The 19,122-nt window shown below is 53.8% G+C and carries 13 protein-coding genes; 4 read left to right on the forward strand and 9 right to left on the reverse strand.

The features are described from left to right. Positions 1-48: 48 nt before the first annotated feature. Genes AC2FH6_RS05255 through AC2FH6_RS05265 form a run of 3 tightly spaced genes read right to left on the reverse strand, consistent with a single transcriptional unit; the run spans position 49 to position 3,565 of the window. A complete protein-coding gene (locus tag AC2FH6_RS05255) occupies positions 49-1,227 on the reverse strand; it encodes a carbohydrate porin (RefSeq protein ID WP_496701553.1) in 1,179 nt (392 codons plus the stop codon). Further along, on the reverse strand, positions 1,224-1,988 hold the full coding sequence (locus AC2FH6_RS05260; protein ID WP_496701555.1) for a DUF3299 domain-containing protein: 765 nt from the start codon (positions 1,986-1,988) through the stop codon (positions 1,224-1,226). The genes AC2FH6_RS05255 and AC2FH6_RS05260 overlap by 4 nt, the downstream gene beginning before the upstream one ends. A 26-nt stretch (positions 1,989-2,014) precedes the next feature. Next, positions 2,015-3,565 (reverse strand): amidohydrolase family protein, encoded by a 1,551-nt coding sequence (locus AC2FH6_RS05265; protein WP_496701556.1) that lies wholly within the window; start codon positions 3,563-3,565, stop codon positions 2,015-2,017. On the opposite strand from AC2FH6_RS05265, the gene AC2FH6_RS05270 reads away from it, so the two are divergent. Continuing rightward, positions 3,546-4,574: an AraC family transcriptional regulator gene (locus tag AC2FH6_RS05270; protein WP_496701558.1), complete on the forward strand. Its 1,029-nt coding sequence runs from the start codon at positions 3,546-3,548 to the stop codon at positions 4,572-4,574. The two genes, AC2FH6_RS05265 and AC2FH6_RS05270, sit on opposite strands and share 20 nt — an antisense overlap. Positions 4,575-5,140: 566 nt before the next feature. Here AC2FH6_RS05270 and AC2FH6_RS05275 read toward each other — a convergent pair. The 3 genes from AC2FH6_RS05275 to AC2FH6_RS05285 are packed head-to-tail and all read right to left on the reverse strand — an operon-like array spanning position 5,141 to position 10,265. Next, positions 5,141-6,469 carry an HlyD family type I secretion periplasmic adaptor subunit gene (locus tag AC2FH6_RS05275; protein WP_496701560.1) on the reverse strand — a complete coding sequence of 443 codons (1,329 nt, stop codon included), beginning with the start codon at positions 6,467-6,469 and terminating at the stop codon, positions 5,141-5,143. Between the two features lie 2 nt (positions 6,470-6,471). Next, positions 6,472-8,562 (reverse strand): ABC transporter transmembrane domain-containing protein, encoded by a 2,091-nt coding sequence (locus tag AC2FH6_RS05280; protein WP_496701562.1) that lies wholly within the window; start codon positions 8,560-8,562, stop codon positions 6,472-6,474. After that, a complete protein-coding gene (locus tag AC2FH6_RS05285; protein ID WP_496701564.1) occupies positions 8,559-10,265 on the reverse strand; it encodes an ABC transporter transmembrane domain-containing protein in 1,707 nt (568 codons plus the stop codon). Before AC2FH6_RS05285 ends, AC2FH6_RS05280 begins: the two co-directional genes overlap by 4 nt. A gap of 180 nt (positions 10,266-10,445) precedes the next feature. On the opposite strand from AC2FH6_RS05285, the gene AC2FH6_RS05290 reads away from it, so the two are divergent. Then, positions 10,446-13,730: a PA14 domain-containing protein gene (locus AC2FH6_RS05290; protein WP_496701566.1), complete on the forward strand. Its 3,285-nt coding sequence runs from the start codon at positions 10,446-10,448 to the stop codon at positions 13,728-13,730. 224 nt (positions 13,731-13,954) lie between these two features. Continuing rightward, the gene (locus tag AC2FH6_RS05295) at positions 13,955-14,290 is read left to right on the forward strand and encodes a hypothetical protein (RefSeq protein ID WP_142635900.1); all 336 of its coding nucleotides are present in this window, start codon (positions 13,955-13,957) and stop codon (positions 14,288-14,290) included. A 175-nt stretch (positions 14,291-14,465) separates the two neighbouring features. Here the strand turns inward: AC2FH6_RS05295 and AC2FH6_RS05300 are convergent, their stop codons facing one another. Further along, positions 14,466-16,205, reverse strand: a complete 1,740-nt coding sequence (locus AC2FH6_RS05300) for an arylsulfatase (RefSeq protein ID WP_496696146.1) — start codon at positions 16,203-16,205, stop codon at positions 14,466-14,468. Positions 16,206-16,348: 143 nt separating this feature from the next. Here AC2FH6_RS05300 and AC2FH6_RS05305 point away from each other — a divergent pair, with 143 nt between their 5' ends. Next, positions 16,349-17,257 (forward strand): LysR family transcriptional regulator, encoded by a 909-nt coding sequence (locus AC2FH6_RS05305; protein WP_496693669.1) that lies wholly within the window; start codon positions 16,349-16,351, stop codon positions 17,255-17,257. 29 nt (positions 17,258-17,286) lie between these two features. Here AC2FH6_RS05305 and AC2FH6_RS05310 read toward each other — a convergent pair whose 3' ends face one another. Then, entirely contained in the window at positions 17,287-18,285 is a 999-nt protein-coding gene (locus AC2FH6_RS05310) for a formylglycine-generating enzyme family protein (protein ID WP_496701568.1), read from the reverse strand. Positions 18,286-18,466: 181 nt separating this feature from the next. Next, the gene (locus tag AC2FH6_RS05315) at positions 18,467-18,973 is read right to left on the reverse strand and encodes a hypothetical protein (protein WP_496701570.1); all 507 of its coding nucleotides are present in this window, start codon (positions 18,971-18,973) and stop codon (positions 18,467-18,469) included. Positions 18,974-19,122 lie beyond the last annotated feature (149 nt).

Consider the following 19,122-nt stretch of genomic DNA (forward strand, 5'->3'; position numbering starts at 1 on the left):
CAGAACGTCCCTAACTGTTTTGATCTTAGCTGCTACTTTCGATCCACCTCAGAAAACGATCCGGGTTCTTAGGCCGAACAGCGTAATGCTATCCTGAGCGGGATTCAGCAGCGGGTCAGAAATGAACTGCAGTGATGGCGTGATCTGCAGTCCGGGTGCGATTGAAAAACGGTAGAATGCTTCGAGTGTGAACTGATCGCCATCTATGCCTCTTGCCTCGGCCCAGTTCAGGCCCAACCCGGCCAAATCAGTATTGCGACCGTAGTAGCCAATACCCGCAGAAACGGACCGATCATAGAGTGCTGCTGCCCCTTTTGAGGCCCCTGCCCGGAAGAACGGCATCCACTTATTGTCAATAAACCATGCTGCTGAGAACGCGGCACCGTAATCTTCTGGACGGCTACCATCGTCAGCCGCATCCGCATGCCAGAGGGTCAGATGGATATTGTCGAAGTAAATGCGATCAAAGTCAGAGGTGTAACCAAGTTCGAGTGATTTGAAGAGATTGCCGTCGCTAAACACATCAAAGTTTGGATCAGACGGGTCGGCGTTTGCGTCTGAGACGCTCGCAACGGCGAAGAGGTTCTTGCTCAGCTTTATCCCGCCTGCAATGCCAAGGCCTTGGTTGGGTGCGTTGATTGTCGGGTTGGTATTGAAAGACAGGTTTTGGAAACCACTGTATGGGCTTACCAACCCATAAATGTCCACAAAGTCCGTTACATCAATCTGGCCGACTTGCAGCGTCCACGAACCGTTCTCGGCCCTTTGGGTCCAGAACAGGTTGGTCAATAGCAAACCATTATCGTTGAAGGCTGTTCCCGTGATCGAAAGGGCTCCACCATCCAGACCAAGAAACTGTGGGGCAACATCGGTATAGTTGTGCCGGTCTTCGATCTTGAATGTCAGAGACCCCTGTTCAGTCGCCTGCCAACTGCCATAGAACCGCGCAATTCCGCTGGCAGCTTCGCCCTCCCCCAGATCCGCGTTCGTGGTTTGGCCCAATGCCAAGTAATCAATGTTGAACCGAAACCCATTCTCCGCCAGTCGGTCTTTCCACTGAAACCAACCCGGTGCGGTATTGCGCGGAAAATCGGAACGATATTGTGGATCGGTCAGTCCATCTCCGGGCTCAAGATCAGCTTCGACCGAAGAGGGCCCGGACAGACCTTGAGCCGACGCCGCGCCGGCAAAGACAATACTCAGTACGACAACGAGAAGTCTTATCATTCAGACGCCTTTGCCCTGCCGGTCTTGCGATTGCCCGCCGCTCGGATACGATCAGCGGCACGCTGCTTCCATTCCAGCCTGTCTGCTTCGGTTTCCAGAGTTTCGACACGTTCCGTCTCCAGCTGGAATGTCGCACTCATAGGCATGAGGCCGTCCACAACCATCATATTCTGAACAGTGGGATCGATAGTCAGCGTGCCCGTCAGCCGAACGGGTTCGTGGAAATAGCTGGGCGTCCAGTCGCCATTCAACCGCACGCGAATCATTTGATTGGGTTGGGGCGGGGGCATGTGGCTACACATTCCTCGTTCTGGCACTAGATACGCCACAGATCGCCCGTCTAGATCGCTCGGGCCCGGGATGGCAAAGCCCGCGATTGTTATTGTTTGACCGTCGAATTGCGGATTTCCGTTTGTTCCTGCCTTTCTTCGCCGTTCTTTCACAAGCTCTCTTTGATCGAGCAGCCAATCGACATCAACGCCAACTCCCGCCAAGGCATCCTCGGTCTCGGTCAGAAGTTCCTGCCATTTCAGTCTTTCTTCCGCGCTGCCAGTGTCTTGCTGCAGCCTGCCACGCATCCGCACAACGAATAGGACGTCGTCGAACTGTTCGGGGCTGAGGTCCCGATAGGGATCCTCAAAGACCTGCACAGATGGGTCCGGGAGGTCTGCCCAGTCCAGCGCTGCTCCTGGCGTTGCCATGGCAGAATGACCGTAACAGACCAAACCCGCGAGCAAGACGGAACGAAACCAAAGGAACATGAATACTCTCCGGTCGAGTTTTGGGGTCAATTCAGTGTATTTTTGTATATCACACCGTCCTTCATGATCAGCCGGATCGTTTCAGGGCTTTCCGGCCTCGGATCGGCACCAAACCACTGATCACCCGTGCCAACAACCGAGAAGTCTTCTAGTGGGTTACCATCGATCAGCAGGATGTCTGCATAGGCGCCTTCCTCGATCACACCCAGTTTGCCTTCGGGATAGGGGTTCATAAAGTCTCCTGATAGAGCGACTACCTCGCCACCCGTCGATGTCAACGTGACCATGGACGTATAGGGGCCGAAGAAATCATTGTTTAAGTGTTTTTCGTAGGCAATCTGGATATTGCACGCCTCTACCGAACCAACACAGTCTGTCTGGAAACCCCGCTTCACCGGGCATTCTTTCATATTGTCGATATAGCCTGCAAATGTGGCCGAGGCAGACTTTGCCTTGGCAAGGCTCACCGGAACATTCGCCACAGCCGGAATGTCGAGAAGGCCGGGGTCAAATGCCGTTAGGTTTGTTGTAATGTACGCACCCTTCTCGTTCATGACTTCGGCAATTTCGCAGTCAAAAGAAAAACCATGTTCGATTGACATAACACCTGCGTCGAGCGCACTCAGGATAGCTTCCTTACGATAGGAATGCGCCATGACATAGCTGCCATATTCATTCGCGACCTGCACGGCGGCTCTGATTTCTTCGGGCGACCCGGCCAGCAATTGCCAAGGGTCGAATGCCGACACGACACCACCGGATTGCATGAATTTCAATTGCGTCGCGCCCATACGAAAGTTGTTACGTGCGAATTTATAGACGTCATCGACACCACTGACCTCCTGAGCCATGTTCAGCCGACCCATGTTTGTCTCCGAACCAGGTGGTGCTGTGAAATTCGCGAAGTCAGCGTGACCACCGCGTGTTCCGATAAACGCCCCAGATGGATAGTAACGAGGGCCCTCGATTTGCCCCGAGTCAATCGCCCTACGTAGTCCGCCATTAGCGCCACCAGCATCCCGGACAGTGGTGAAACCCTGCATCAAATACATCTCAGCCATCCGCGCACCGTGTATGGCAAAGTCCTCCCAGGTCGTGTTGGCCTCCATCGCAGGCAAGGTCGGCCCCATCAGCATGAGATGTGCGTGCAGTTCAATAAACCCGGGTGTCAGCGTCCGCCCTTCTCCGTCGATGACCGTAGCATTGGGGGCATCGATCGCATCGGTTGATACGGACTTAATCAGGTTGCCCTCGACCAATACGCTGGCATTCTCGATACGCTGTTCATTCACGCCATCGAAGATGTGCACGTTGGTAAACAACGTTTGGGGTTCTTCTTGATCTTGAGCCTGCGCGGACGCTGAAAAAGAAAGACCTGCAGCGACAATTACCGTCGAGCAAAGCGACATTCGTAGACCGGACATAAGTACTCCCTTCATATTCATGTTTTGCCAACTGTAGTCCGGAAAATTTTGCCTCGGTTGCCACTTTTGAATTGGCATGTTCGAATGTGATCGTAAAAATGGCCACTGAATAAATCGACCAATCATCACACGGGTGACGAGCTTGCCTTTCAACTCCACCTCTCAAGAGCATAGCGAGGGCTTTATTCGCCTCTCCTTAGCCGCTCCGTTTTTGCAATATCTCACCGAACGCAAGATCAATCCGCAACCAGCATTGGACCAGGTCGGATTGAAAGCCGAACTGTTGTCTGACCCATCCGTCTTCGTTCACTCAGAGCTGGTCTACGGTTTGGTGAATGCCTTCTCAGAAGTATCAGGGGATCGATACCTAGGACTGAATGTAGGGGAGGCGTTTGACCTACAAGGATGGCCGCCCTTCGCTCAGGCCTTGCAATCTACAAAAACGCTATTCGAGTTTTTTACTCGCTTTGTTGGGCTCGTACCGCAGGAGTCCAATTCTGTGCGGCACAGTCTCGTCATCGAAGCAGACAAAGCGACTTATCGTATCGAGAGGCAACAGGAACCAACTGTCCCGCCCATTCAGGTGACCGGTTTTGGTGCCGCAATCTATGTACGCCTATTGCAGACCGTCGTCGGAGATTCTTGGGATTCTTCGCGTGTGCGATGGGAAAGCAGATACATCAATGGTCTGCCTATCGACTACAAAGGGATCGAGGTTGGCCTTGGGACTGATCCCGGAATGCAAATTAGTTTTCCTGTGGATTGGTTGTTTTTGCACCATGTCTCTGAGGGCTCTGCCAAGCCCATAGTCTCACCTCAACAAGAGGAAGAAGTAACCGTGGTGGCAGCTTTGCGCTCTGTCTTACGCGACAAACTGGATGAAACCGATTTGGGGCCAGAGATGGTGGCTGGAATGCTGGGAATACAACCGGAACGGTTTCTGAAAGCGCTTCAGCGACAAGGCACAACGCTACCCCGTGAAATCAAACGGCTGCGTGTCGATGTCGCCAAAGAGCACCTCAAAGAAGACCAGATGACAATCGCAGAGATTGGTCTGATGCTCGGCTATTCCGACAAGTCCCATTTCACTCGCTTTTTCCGAGGTCAAACCGGAATGACACCGACCAAGTTCCGCCTCGGTGTATTGTTACGTTGCGAATAGTTAGATTGCTTTTCCACTACACACCAAGTGGGGGCCGACAAGGATTTGCAACACACTTTTTGGAGCCCCTATCTAAGGATCACAGAGGGACAATTGCCCCCATAGTCCCTGCGGCTGTGCATGCAGCGCGGCGCTACCGCTGCACCAACTCTTTTTTCAGTTCGATCAGCGACAGACCTGATCTAAGAAAGATGTCATATGATCATGATACGTCCAGAAGATTGTGCAACCTTCAAGCCACTGACAACACTAGATATCTCTCCAAGGTAGTGCTGATTGCGGCAGGGGGGAAACAGCACCTTGTTGCACGTGCGGATTAGGATAGAGCGCTGCGTTTACATCGAAGATGCCGGGAGTTCGAGTCTCTCATCACCCACCATTTCCCGCTAGTTTCTAATATCCTTGCGGTGGACAAATCGACACTGAATGCCCAGTGTTTTGGATGTTTGTATGCTCTGTTTTACGAAACCGATGCTGTTGTAAGCCGGCCCTTGGGAAAACGAATTCAGGCAGGATTCCGGCAGTTACATCTTCATTTCCTCTGGCTCTGAGATGCGCTAAAAAATCTAGCGCTCCTTGAATGCCCCCTCGATAGTCTGTTGAACCGGCTTCAATAGGTATGACAAAAGAGTCTGCTCTCCGGTTGTCATTTCTGCCACCACAGTCATGCCTGCACTCAAAGGACGTTGGAACGATCCCGATCCGACTTTGTCTTGGGACAGGGCAAAGGCTGCGCGGAAATAGGTCTCCCCGGTCTGCTCATCTGTCAACGGCAACGGATAGACCGATTTCAGACGCGCCGGGACTTTCCCAAATCGACGCACATCAAAAGTATCAATGCTGACGGCGACCGGCTGATCAGTGCTTACATGCCCAACTTCGGAATTGGGTATCCTCGCCTCGACAACCAGTTCCTGTCGTGTCGGCAATAGTTCAAATATCGCCTCTCCGGGGGCGATGACCTCACCGGGGCTAGGGTGTGTGACCGCCTGGATGATGCCACGAGCCGGAGCAGAAATGCGCAGGGCGTCCAGCTTGGAGGTACCCACGCCAACCGATACACGCAGGCGCGCATCTTCCTGTTCCAATTCGGAAAGCCGAATAAGCGTTTCTTCGCGTAACGAAAGGGTTTCCCGGGCCAGAGATGCCTTTGCCAAGGTCAGGGCGTTCCTGAGTTCCGCAACCCGGACCCGCGCGTCAGAGACGGCAGCGCGCAATGCATCAACCTCATCCTCTTCCTCCAGAAAATCGCTTAGGGATTTGAGGCCTTGTGACTGCAACTGGGCGTATCGCTGCAGGGCAATCTCTTTCTTGTCCACCCGTTCCTGAGCGACCGTGGCCGCCTTGGCCAGGATAGAAAGTGTCCCCTCTTGCTGGGCGATAGACAGGCGCTGGATACGCTGACTTTCGGCATACAATTCCAGCGCCGCCGAAGCGCTTGTTAAACCGCTCAGGGCAAGAACCTCGATTTCCGACTGAGACAACGGTTCTGAACTGCCCAGTTTTGTCAGCACGGCACGCGCGTTCGCCAATTCCTGCCCGACCGCTGACATCTGCCCCGCAAGGACATCGCGCTCGTGCAACAGGTCTGGGTGTTGAAGCTGAATCAGGACATCGCCCTCTTCGACAATCTGACCGTCTTGGACATGCACAGACTGAACGACACCGCCCTGCAACGTCTCGATCTGTAAATAGTCTCCGAAAGGGATGATTGTACCCGGTGCGCGCGTGATTTGCGGGATCGCCGTTTGCGCTGACAGAGCAATCAGGCCAGCGATCATCCCCAAAGAGGTCAATGCCAAAAAGGCTGCCAGGCGCGGTTTCTGCCTGCTGCGATTTCGGCTGTTCACTTCCGACGCCTCTTGCGGGATTGGTTTATTCAAGAATATGGCCATGGCTATCCTCCGAGCGCTTTCAACACAGCTTGCAGCTTCTTCCGGCCAGCCACTCCGGTGGCATTCACAGCAACCTTGTCGCCATTGAGAAATATGAAACGGTCGGCAATCTGCATGAATGAGCGGTCGGCGGTTGCGATGACCACAGTGCATTTCCCCCGCTTGTCACCAACCCAGTGCTTGAACAGGTGACGCCGATGATCCGAAAGACCATTGGTCGGTTCGGAAAACAGAAAGAGCGAAGAAGGCCGCGCCATACAGCGAGCCAGAGTCAGCGCTTTGACCGCCTCTTCAGGCAACTGCGACAGAACAGTGTCGGTCAGTCGCGTTTCCTGGCCTTCTGGTAAAAGTTCGAGATCATGCAGCAGGTCCATCCTGTCCAGAGCCTCGGCAACCTGGTCCGGAGAAAGGCTGGGCACCGCCAGGCGGAAATTCTGCGCGACCGTGCCGTAGAACAAGGATTTCTCATAGGTTGCGTATGTGACGGATTTCCGTAATTCGTCACGGGCGATCTGGCGAATATCTATCCCATCATGCTCGATGGTGCCGCTCAGGGGGCTATACAGCCCGTCTATCAGGTCGAGAATGGCAGTGCGACTTGCCGTATCACTCCCCATGACCAGCACGACCTCACCCGGATTGCACTGGAAACTGACCTGCGAAAGGATCGGAGGATTCAACGGATCGGGACGGTACGTCACCCCCGAAAAACAGACCCAACCGCTAAGCGTCTTCTGATGCGATTGCTTGAGCCCCATTTCCAACTCTTCGGGCAGTCCAAGAACTCGATCGGCTTGTGTGCTGCTGGACCGGAACGACAGAATTTGCGGGAAGCTGGTGTACAGAGATTGAATCGGAGCCAGCACTTTGGACACCAACGCGATGGAGGCGATCATTGCGCCAAAGCTCAATGAGCCATTCAGGGCCCCATATGCGCTTAAAACGACTGCCCCGACCGTCGCCGATCCAGAGATTGACTGTACAAGCGACTGGGTAAATGACTGAAACAAACGCGCACGTGCTGTCGCGCGTTCGCCGGCTTCAGCAAGGGGCAGACTGCGTGCCAGCCATTGTTTTTGCATTCCCAGATTGACCATCACCTGTTGATGCAGCACCGCGTCATGAATGGCGGCTTGACTGGCCGCATTAGCCTCGGCCGCCGACTTGTCCAATCGTTGTTGAAAGGCAGTGGTAAAGATACCAAGGCCGACAAGGAACAGGATCGAACCCAATGTCAACAGACCGACAGATGGCGCCAGATAGCACAAAACCGCAAAGAAAATCAGAACGAAGGGCAGGTCAAGAAAAGCTCCCATTACCGGACCGGTAAACATGTCGCGCAGGGATTCGAATTGTCTGAACCGGGACAGTTGCTGATTTATGTCAGACTTCTGAAGCTGGCTCAGTGGAAGGGACATCAACTTGCGAAACAATGCCTCCATCATCTGTCGTTCGCCATTCCAGCCAATGTAAGCAAGCGCTCGGGTACGAGCGTGACGAAAACACAGATCGGAGAAGCCGATTATGGCCACGCCGAAAGCCAATGAAATTAAAAGATCGACTGATCCAGACGGGATCACGCGATCGTAAATGGCCATGACCAACAGGGGCGCGGTCAGCCCCAGCAGGTTAGTTAGAAACGACGAAATGATCAGCCATGGCATCATCGCCCGCAGGCCACCAAATGCTGCTCCTACAGTTATCGGGCGGTCGTCTTCGTGTTGATGATCAAACCGGTCGATCCTGATAACCCTGCAAGAACGATGTGTTGGCTGTAATAGACGCAGATCGGGATTGAGGTTGTCGCTGACCTGGATGCCGCCCCCTGCTCGTCCTATCGCAAGATAGCAGCCTCCCTGATCTGGAAAGACCATGGCCGGGCATTGCCAATCAGATATCTCGTTTTCGCGGCACCTCAACTGCGTATGGGGAATACCAAGGTTGCGGAGCGTCTGAAGAATATCCTCTACCCGAAACCATTCGGACATGTGTGGCCTAGCTTCGATGATCGCATCCGGACGGTTTCGCCATCCGCCCTGAACCAGAAGCTGCTGTAACAACTGCCCTGCAATTTGCGCGTTCAAAGCAATCATGCCGCCCCCCTTCTGATCAGCTTTGCCGCTGTTTGCTCTAAAGTCGTGTCGAGTTCCCATTCCGCATACACACCCTCGGCAGAGGACCTGAGGCGAACTGTCTCTTGTGTGAGATTCTTCATTCGGGGATCGGGGCTGGCAATAATCAGGGTCAGTCGCGGCGAAACAGACATCAGATAGTCAGCCAGCGCTTGCCTTTCGGCGGTGTCCAAAACTGCCGTTGGCTCATTCATAAGCAGGATGCGCGGCTGCAAGGCCAGAGCCCGTGTCAGGGCGATCATCTGCCTGTTCACCGGGTCTTTTTCAAATGCTGTCCCGGTGTTCAGCGGAGTGTTATAGCCCAGAGGAAGACGATGAATGCGTTTCTCCAGCCCTAATGCTGCAGCTACTGTTTTTGCTCGCTCGACCATCGCGGCATCACCAAAAGCACTTAGGTTTTGCAACAGCGTGCCGGACAGGATCGCTGGCTGAGCCTCGAGCATGACCATGGCGTCCTGCCCACGCTGTGCCGCACGTTGGACTGCGGGTCGTTCGTCGATCCAAACTTCTCCTTGATCGGGCATTCGTTGCCCGGACAAGGCATCGAAAAGCTCATCTACCATCCAGCTTTTCTCAGCTTCGATCAAAACCCCAGCAGAAGGCGCGCCCCGAAATCTGATAGGGCCGAAACTATGCCCAGAGCCATTCAACCGCTTCATCGAGACATCATTGATCTCGATCCTGCCGGTCAAGGCTGGCTGATCAGAGACCGCACTGGAAACCGTCTGCAGACTGTCCATTTCGCCGAGCCTGCTGCGCGAGATCGCGACATTCTCGGACTGGACCCAAAGCGCCATCAGCTTGGTCAACGGCTGCACAATCCGGCCGTTCAGCAACATGCAGGCAGCCATTTCAGCGATGCCAATCAGATTGCTGATTACCAGATAGGCTCCAAGCAGACCCATGGCCGCCACGGTCATTTGCGAAAAGATCGCTCCGAAGTTTTGGGCCAGACCGGAAAAATGAATCAACTTCCGGCTCATATCCACTGTCTGGCTTTCAAGCATCTCGAAACGGCGGGTCATTTGCGGCTCCATCCGGTTGGCCTTGACCGTCTGCATGCTGGTCAAAATCTCGGATAGAAACGCATAGCGGCGCGTGTCGATTGATTTGCGACGGCGGAACAAATGCCATTGCGCACGCTTCATGATGGCCGCGAAAATGGTGACCGTACAAAATGCTCCAAGCGGGACCAAAACAAGCCAACCCCCGATCAACCCGATCAGCACCGCAAACAACAGGGTGAATGGCAGATCAATCAAAAGAGTTTGCCCCTGCCCGGCCTGGTGATCTCTTAATTGGCCGATCGCCCCGAAACGTTCCGCGTAAGTGCTTGCCGGAACCTTGGAAAAGCTCAGCGTATTCGCTGTGATCACCGTGGTCATAAACCGCTGGAAATTCGATACAGCGGCATCCTCAGCTGCAGCCGAGAGCAAAATTGCACGGCATTGACGCAAAATCAGCTCCAACACTGCGCTGACCAATAACACAACTGTCAGGACCCGCAGGGTGTCGACCGACTGAAACGGAATGATCCGATCAAAGATCAGCAGAATCGAAATTGGCATCAGCAACGAAAGCACATTCAGCGAAATGGATGCGGCCCAGACAGGGATATCGCTTTGTCCTGCCGTCCTTCGCCCGGATAACCCACGCGGTTTCATCGTTCTCTTCACCCAGTTGGTTGGCCTTCAGCTTTGGGGGCGTAAAATTGAAGAACAGTAAATCTGAGCGCCGTGAGAGTGGATATTTTCTCTTAAAATTTAAAGGTTTAATTGACCTTCGCTGAACACCTGCATGGTAAAAGGTGACGTGAATCAACAAATTTCCTGAGGTGTCACGCGATGAGCGATATGAAAGACGATCCGGAGTTTCGGGCGAAAACACTGCAGGCCGAACACGACGAAACGCATGAAATCGCCGCTCATCTATCGCGCAATACCATCAACACCTCTGACGATCCCAGCCGCAGTACATTGCATACCGGCGAGCAACAATCCGGCGCGCTGGAAGACCGCGCGCGCTTTGAAGAGTCGATTGAAACGCTGAACGTAACCGCGCCAACCGCGGTTGAAAGTTTCGAGGCACCAACCGACCAGAGCCTATCCAATTTCAGCGAAACTGGATCCTCAGGTGCCGCGCAGCCTTTGCAGTCTGAGGACACAGCGGGCACACCTGCGGTGGATACCCCGCCTCGCGAAGGGAACATGCCCGCCCAAACTCCGTTCGAGCTGCAACAGGCCATTGAAATTGACCCACTGGCTCTGCAAGCGGCGGAAGCAAGTCAGCCGATTTCATTCCAGAAAACTGCCGGACAGTCTCCAGATTTTTCGGAGCCGGACGTGAACAACGCCCCCGAAGAAATCTTGTTGGACGGCACAACTATAGCTGAAAATGCAGTGGGCGGCGTGGTCGGAACCCTTTCGGTTGTGGACCCGAATGACGGGGACACACATACATTCGAAATATCGGACGACCGGTTCGAAGTTGTCGACGGTCAGCTACAACTAAAACCCGGCCTCTCGCTGGATCATGAGGAAGCGGCGCAGGTCGAGGTAGATGTCACAGTCACCGATGCCGGCGGGTTGAGCCTGACGGAAAGATTCGCGGTTGATGTTCTCGACGTGAATGAAGGCCCAGAAAAAATCACCTTGGAAGGCAATACCATTTCCGAGAACTCGACGGGCACGGTCGTCGGCCACATCACAATCACTGACACGGATGACAGCGACACACATACATTCGAAGTCTCGGATGCCCGCTTCGAAATTGTCGACGGTCAGCTACAGCTAAAACCCGGCCTCTCGCTGGATCATGAGGAGGCGGCGCAGGTCGAGGTGGATGTCACAGTCACCGATGCCGGCGGGTTGAGCCTGACGGAAAGATTCACGGTTGATGTTCTCGACGTGAATGAAGGCCCAGTAGGTATCGCGCTGGACGATACCACAATATCGGAAAACGTCGCCGGTGCGATTGTTGGCCGAATCGAGGCGATCGACCCGGACGCTGAAGATGACCACGTATTCGAAGTGTCAGATGACCGGTTCGAGGTCTTCAATGGAGAGCTTCGCGTGAAACCCGGGATGCAGTTTGATCACGAAGAGACCGCTCAGATCGACCTGCAGGTCACCGCCACCGATTCTGAAGGGCTGAGCGTGACCGAGTCTTTTGTCATCAACATCAAAGACATCAACGAAGAACCCACAGATCTTAGCCTTGGCAATGACACCGAAAACCTGATCCGCAACGGTAGTTTCGAAGAGTTTGACCTTGATGAAGGTCGCTGGCGGGGATTTGACGGCGACGATAGCGGCGCCTGGACCGACGCAAACGGGATCGAAATCTGGGACCGTCTCGGCGGAACCCAGGCTTCTGAGGGTGATCAACTAATGGAAATGGACCATGCGCGCGGCGTAGACAGCATCTCTCAGGTCGTCGAAACCGAGGCAGGCCAGCTTTATGATCTTGGCATCGACCTGCGCGAACGCCTTGCAGGTGGAACGGACACGGTTGAGGTCTGCTGGAATGGCAATTTGGTCGCGGAGCTTGATCCTCAATCCGCCGAATGGCAAACATTCGACCTTCAGGTGGTTGGAACCGGTCAGGACAACCTGGAGTTGAGGGAAGCTGAAAACCAAAATGACAGCTATGGCGCGCTTGTCGACAACATTACTCTGACTGCGGCCGAGCTAACGGTGGCCGAGAATGTTGAAGGTGCCGTTGTTGGAAAAATCTCTTTTGACGACCCTGACCTTGGCGGCTCGCATCGGTTTGAAGTCTCTGATGACCGGTTCGAGGTTGTCGACAACCAGTTGCGGCTAAAACCTGATGTGGCGCTTGATCACGAAGAGGCCTCATCTGTAACGGTGGATGTAACTGTCATTGACGAGGGCGGTCTTACTCTGACCGAAAGCTTTACCGTCAATGTCGCGGACATGGTCGATCCCCGTATTTCCGCCGGCACAGATGGGGACCAGCCCCAAGTCACCGAGAGCGAGCCTGACGAGCCTGAACCAGATGCAAAACTCTCTGATGGGAGTGATGCCCAAGACCCCATTTCGGAAAAGGCAGAGTTTCAGCCAGATGGTCTCGGTCCGGTTCAGCCTGAATCGCCTGCTGATCCAAACCAACCTTCGGCACCATATGAGAGCGGAGCACAGCCCCCTGCCCCAAGCGCCGAAATGCAAACTGGTTTTCATGCAAGTTACTACGATGTAGACCAGAGACTGACCCGAATGGATCAAATCGACTGGAACTCAGCCCCGACTCATCAGGAAGTTGTTTCCGAAATCGACTACGAACTTGGAAAAGACTCATTCCGGGAAGGCGGATCCTCGGACACATTCGGTACCAGGCTGGAAGGGTCCTTCACTGTCGAGGAAGGGGGCAGCTATACTTTCTTTGCCGGAGCAGATGATGGGATTGCTGTTTTCATCGATGGAACAAAGATCATCGAGTACGATAAGCCACATGGGTTTCGCACGTATTCAGAAGAGGTCAATCTTGAGCCTGGGACTTATGGCATCGAAGTCCGATATGTCGAGAACCACGGCCATGCGGGGCTGAAGCTGGAATGGGACGGTCCGGATACCGATGGCCGTGAGGTGATGCAGGCCGATCCCGGTTTGTTGATTCCCAAGGACGACGCGATCCAAGTTGGCATCCAAGTGTCGCATGCGTCTGATCAGGCGATTGTTACACTGGAGGGGTTACCGGCAAATACCCTGATAATCAGTGGTGAGCATTCGGTGATCACCAATGGTGATCCGGTGGATTTGTCGGGTTGTAATCTCAACCATCTGGAGCTTTCCCCGCCAGTAGGTTTCGAGGGCGTAATTCATGGTCAGATCGTTGTGTCAGACATAGACAGCGCCGGCACTCTCATCACTTCGGAAAACCCATTTGCCCTGACCGTCGGTGACGACCCTGTCAGCGCAGGGAATTCTTTGGACGAAGAACTGACTTACGAAGCGCTGTACTCGAGCACTCCTGGAACCCTGCCTTGGGATGCTATCCATCCGACCGACAATGCCCCAGAGGTGGATGTTCTGGACGAGCCGATCTCAACCTTCGGAGATGCAAATATTACTTGTATTGAAACAGATACTTATGAGAGATTTGATTGGTAGTGAATGCAATGCCATGCGGAGCCGACCTGCATTCTGTTCTGGGATGCGATCTTTGCCACAGGCTTCTTGCCGAGACACTAGAATTTTGATTTTGCAGACGGTCCAACACCCATATTTTCTTTGGTTGTGCCCAAGGCACACTCTGGCCAGAATTTCAGCAAATTTATGACAGAAATCACACCTAGCTGCGGCGTTCGAAACGAATCTGCTCTAGGTGAGATCAAATGAAAAAGTTGGCCATTCTTCTTATATTTATGCCCTTCACGGCGCTCGCAGAAGAGCGGGTTTTTGAATGTCAGTCGCCAGACGAACAGCATCCCGAAATGGCTGCGAAACTGATCAAATACGAAGATCAAAACAAAGGTCGTATCAAGATCGGTGACATCGACAAAGAGGTCGATGTTTTCCCGGGGCTCGATACCTTGACCTACCTGTATATCGGCGAGGATCACACGTTGAGTTATAACGTCCACCCCCAGAAAGGCACGTTCGATTTCTCTGCCTCTGGTAGTAGAACCGGTTGGGGCAAAGGAACTTGCACGGAAATCACAGGGCAATAACCCGCATCTCCTCCTAACAATGCACCGGCCTGTTCCATGGGCGTGTGCTTGCGGCAAACAGTGGCTGCACCCGCAGTAGCGCCACATATCTATCGGCGGACCAACCAGCAGCGTGCCTTTTTCAAATATACGCATCGCGCCGTTTCCGTCCCGAAACGGCGCGATGACATTTCAGTTAATGCGCGCCACTGCGCTTGGCGTTGACGACCGTCTGCTCCAGAGGGTTATAGCCTTCGGGAACAGGCACAAGATTTACCCTTTTTGCATAGTCCTCAAAATAGGCCTGCATCGCCGCGACACGCTCGGGCATCTGGTCCGCCAGATTGTGTAACTCCGACGGATCAGCTTCGATATCAAACAGCTCCCATTCGCCTGTGCCTTTAGGGGCCAGATTCTGCATCAGTTTAAATTTTCCCTGGAATACTGCCGAAGACCCTGCAAGCTCATATCCGACCGGGTTGTTATCGTCGCGCACGGTTTCCGTCTCACCCTTCAGGACCGGCATCATACTGATACCGTCTGGCGTATAAATTTCGCGACCGTCATAGACCGGTCCGGGAACGTCGACGCCGGCAACGTCAAGAAGTGTTGGAACGATATCGCGAACAAAGGCAAATTTATCGACTTGCGATCCGGGCTCGACAACACCCGGGAATTTCACGATCAAAGGGACACGCAAACCACCCTCGGTCGAGAATGTCTTAAAGTAGCTGCCCGGAACCGCTGCGGCTGCCGCCCAGCCAGGGCCGTAATCAGCATAGACACCCTGCTGCCCCATATCCGAATAATCGCCGTCAAAATCCTCGATATAGACCTTGTCGTAATGGGCTTTGTACCAATCACGATAGGCTTCAGACAGCGGCAACTGGTTCGGATCCGGGCCGTTATCCGCAAGGAAAATGACGATCGTGTTGTCCGCAATACCTTTTTCATCCAGATAGCTCAGGATCCTGCCGATATTGACATCCATATTGTCCAGCATTCCGGCATAGGTCTGCATCCGTCGCGCGTTGAATGCTTTTTCTTCGTCGTTAAGCTTTTCCCAATCCGGCATCTGCCACGGTTCATAAGAGGTTTTCGCAAACTCCGGGTCCAATTCCACATCCGGAGAGATCAGCCCAAGTTCCTTCTGCTTTTCCAGGCGCGAAACCCGCAGGGCCTCGAACCCTTCGTCATAAACGCCGTCATATTTGTCGATGAATTCTTTTGGCGCCTGATGAGGATAATGGACGGCTTGATACCCGACCCAGGCCAAAAATGGTTTACCGTCATCCAGGTTGCTGTCGATGTAATCGATCATCGTTTGGGTATAAAAATCGGACGAGAAGTAGTCGTCCGTTGGCAGGCTGACAAGCTTGTCGTCCTCGTAATAGTGCACCCGCGTATAGAACGGGGCATAGGGCTGCTCGACCCAGTTATCCGCACCGCTTTCGCCCAGCATAAAGGATTTCTCAAATCCGCGGTCATAAGCGATCGTGCCAGGCTCATGACCTAGGTGCCATTTGCCGGTCATATAGGTGTGGTATCCTGCGTCGCGCAACAGACGCGGCAACGCAACAACTTTGTCGTTCAAATGACCTTCATAGCCAGGCTTGCCGAATTGGTTATCGGCCTGAATCTCTAACATATTGCCGAGGCCTGCGAGATGGTTGTCGACACCGCTGATCAGCATAGTCCGAGTGGGCGAGCAAGACGCACCGACGTGGAAATTGGTGAACAGCATACCGTCATCTGCCAGTTGGTCGATCGAGGGCGTTTCGATTTCACTGCCAAATGCGCCAACATCGGAAAACCCCATGTCATCTGCGATTAGAATAAGAACGTTTGGGCGTGTATCCTCAGAATCGGCAAGTGCTGCAGTCGTTGATAACGCCGAAGCGCCAAGCACAGCTAATATATTCCTTAAAGGAACCATTGAATCCTCCGTTATGTGGGAAGTCCGGGGCGTCGTGCCACGGTCGACAATAATGTCGCAGGAAACGACAATTCCGGCTACAGAAAGAGACGACCATTCCATCATTTGGTATGAGCGTTCTGAATATTGGAACGAGGGTGCAAATGATTGATTCCAAAGCCATAGATGCGGTGCGCTCATTGGCCAGACACGGCAACTTTCGCGTGGCAGCGGATGCAATCGGAACCTCTCCGGCAAGTTTCTCACGCTATATCGGCCAGGCAGAAACTTATGCCGGTCAGGCGCTATTTGAACGGACAGGCCGCGGCGCAACCATCAGACCGGCGGGGAAACGCTTTCTGCAACTTCTGGACGCGCTGCACAATGCGACCAGCCAGTTTGAAGCAGGAGTCAAACGGCTGCGTTCGGTCGGCCCGGAGGTGCTGAATATCGGCTGCGGCCCCCTGACGACCCGGACGATCATCACGCCGCTTCTGGCAGAGCTGCTTGATAACTGGCCAGATCTTCGCGTCCGCGTTGATGTGCGGGCCACCATGGAACCCCTCGAAGCATTGCGGATAGGGCGCCTGGACGTGGCGGTTTGCGATCTGACGCACACGCCCAACCTAAGCGATCTGGACATTCAGGTCGTTCGAAAGGAACCCGTTTTCTTCTGCGCTCGCCCCGACCATCCCATTCATCAGGCTACTCCGGTCTCAATCGCTGAGGTGTTTCGGCATCCGTTTATAACCGCGCATATGCATCGCCACTGGCGCTCTGCCATTGCCGCCACTTTGGGGAATGACGAGAAAGCCTGGCATATTGTTGACCGATTGCCCCAGATCGAAAGTGACGATTTCTCTTTAGTTGCCGATATGGCCTGCAGAGCAGACCTGATTGCCGGAGGAATGAAGGAAGATTTTGATCAGCACCTGAAATTGGGGATGTTGAAAGAGATACGAACCACGCAACCTCTGACCTGGAACATATGCGCTGCCCGTCGCAAGGGCGTCAAATTTGCCGCGCTTGATATGTTCTGGAATCGATTGTGCCACCGGTACGGGGCGGAATAAGCCCGCCGTATGACCGGAATACCCGGCGATTAGTCTACATCGCGGACAACGCGAAATCCGACATGATTGCTGCCCAACGACATCTCAACCGGCTGCCGCGCAGCAGGTCGGTAACGCAGACAGAAATTCGGCGCGCAAAGCCATGAGCCCCCTTTGACCAACCGCATTGCACCCATCGATGCGCTACCGAACTGGGCGGCAAAGGCCTTTTCCGGGCCGGTAGGATCAATTTGGTCGCCAGGAATGTGCCCCGGCACCCACCAGTCGGCCACGTGCTCCCAGACATTGCCCGCCATGTCATACAGGCCGTAGCCATTGGCCAAATATGACGCTACGGGTGCGGTTCCGGCATGGCCATCGTCAGCCAGGTTCTCGCTTGGGAACTGTCCTTGCCAGGTGTTTGCCTTCCACCCATTGCTGGGATCATAGCTGTCACCCCAGGTGTAGTCGGCGCCTTCGAACCCGCCGCGAGCTGCAAATTCCCATTCGGCCTCGGTCGGCAGACGACCTCCGATCCACTCTGCAAATTCTGCGGCATCCTCGGGTGACACATGCACCACCGGATGGTCGCCCAGTTCCGCAATCGAACTGCCCGGTCCTGCCGGGTGTTGCCAGCTTGCACCTTTGACATAGCGCCACCATGCGTTTGGATTATTCAGCGACACCGCTTCCTTAGGCTGGGCGAAGACCATCGACCCAGGCTCAAGCAAATCTGCAGGCAGACCCGGGAAATCCTCCGCCGACAAGCCACGCTCTGCCGTTGTCTGATACCCGGTTTCTTCGACAAATTTCGCAAATTGGTCGTTGGTAATTTCTGTCCGCGTAATGTCAAAGGACCCGACATTCACTGGATGGACCGGAGTCTCTTCCGCTTGAAAGTTTTGCGAACCCATCAGGAATTCTCCACCATCCAGCCGGACAAACTCAGGACCTGGTTTGGAACCGATACTGGTATACCAAACGGCAAAGCATACAATCGCAACCACGGGAACCGAGCCATAGGTTAGCAATCTTCTTGAAAGGGGCATGTAGCATTAACCTGTTGGATCTATCAGGGGTGAATGTAGTGATTTGGTACGGTTTTCAATCCCCTACTGTGAATGGGCAGCATTTCCACCCTTCGACCTGAGCTTCAACGAAAGGCGCACCTGCCTGCTGCGAGGCAAATTCACCGACACTTGTAAATTCATGTCGAATTGGGACCGCTGTTCAATTCAAACGATCCACAGCCGCCAAAGCACCTGACAGAGCGACCTTGATCTCTGAGGGCATGCTTCTGCCCTGTTTATATTGATTGGCCGCGATCCAACCTGCCTTGTGCCCCCGTGCGCCGATCGCCTTCATCCGTGCATCAGCCGCAGAATCCGGCATTTTTTCAACCAGGTTTCTCGAATACTCGATCTCATCGCGGGACAAAATCATACCAACCGCACTGTAAACATCCATGCCTACTTGCATCGTCAAATGATCCAGCCGATGCGTTGCCCCAGACAACATGCGCGTGCAAAAGGCCGCCAGAAAATACCAGCGAAAGATCGCAAGTATGCGCTTCTGAGTATCAGTGACTGTATCCACCTCAAATAATGCCGTGGCGGATATCTTTTCAAATGCTGCACTGGCCGCCTGTGAGGCCTGAATAATCTGATCCTCGCGCACGTCTACGGGTATGACTGGCGGGACAGGTGTCACGACCGGCTGGTAAGTTTCGAAATTCATGCATGGCCTCCGGCTTTGGTTGCTGAAGGGAACATGGGGGTTCGAAAATGCATCCCGATGTGAATCTCTGCCATAGTTTGTAAGTATACCCGGTATTTTGGCTAAACTTAAAAGCCATTTTTCATATGTAACGCAAACTCAAGGACAAA

This window comes from Ruegeria sp. CDSC045 (assembly GCF_059610725.1).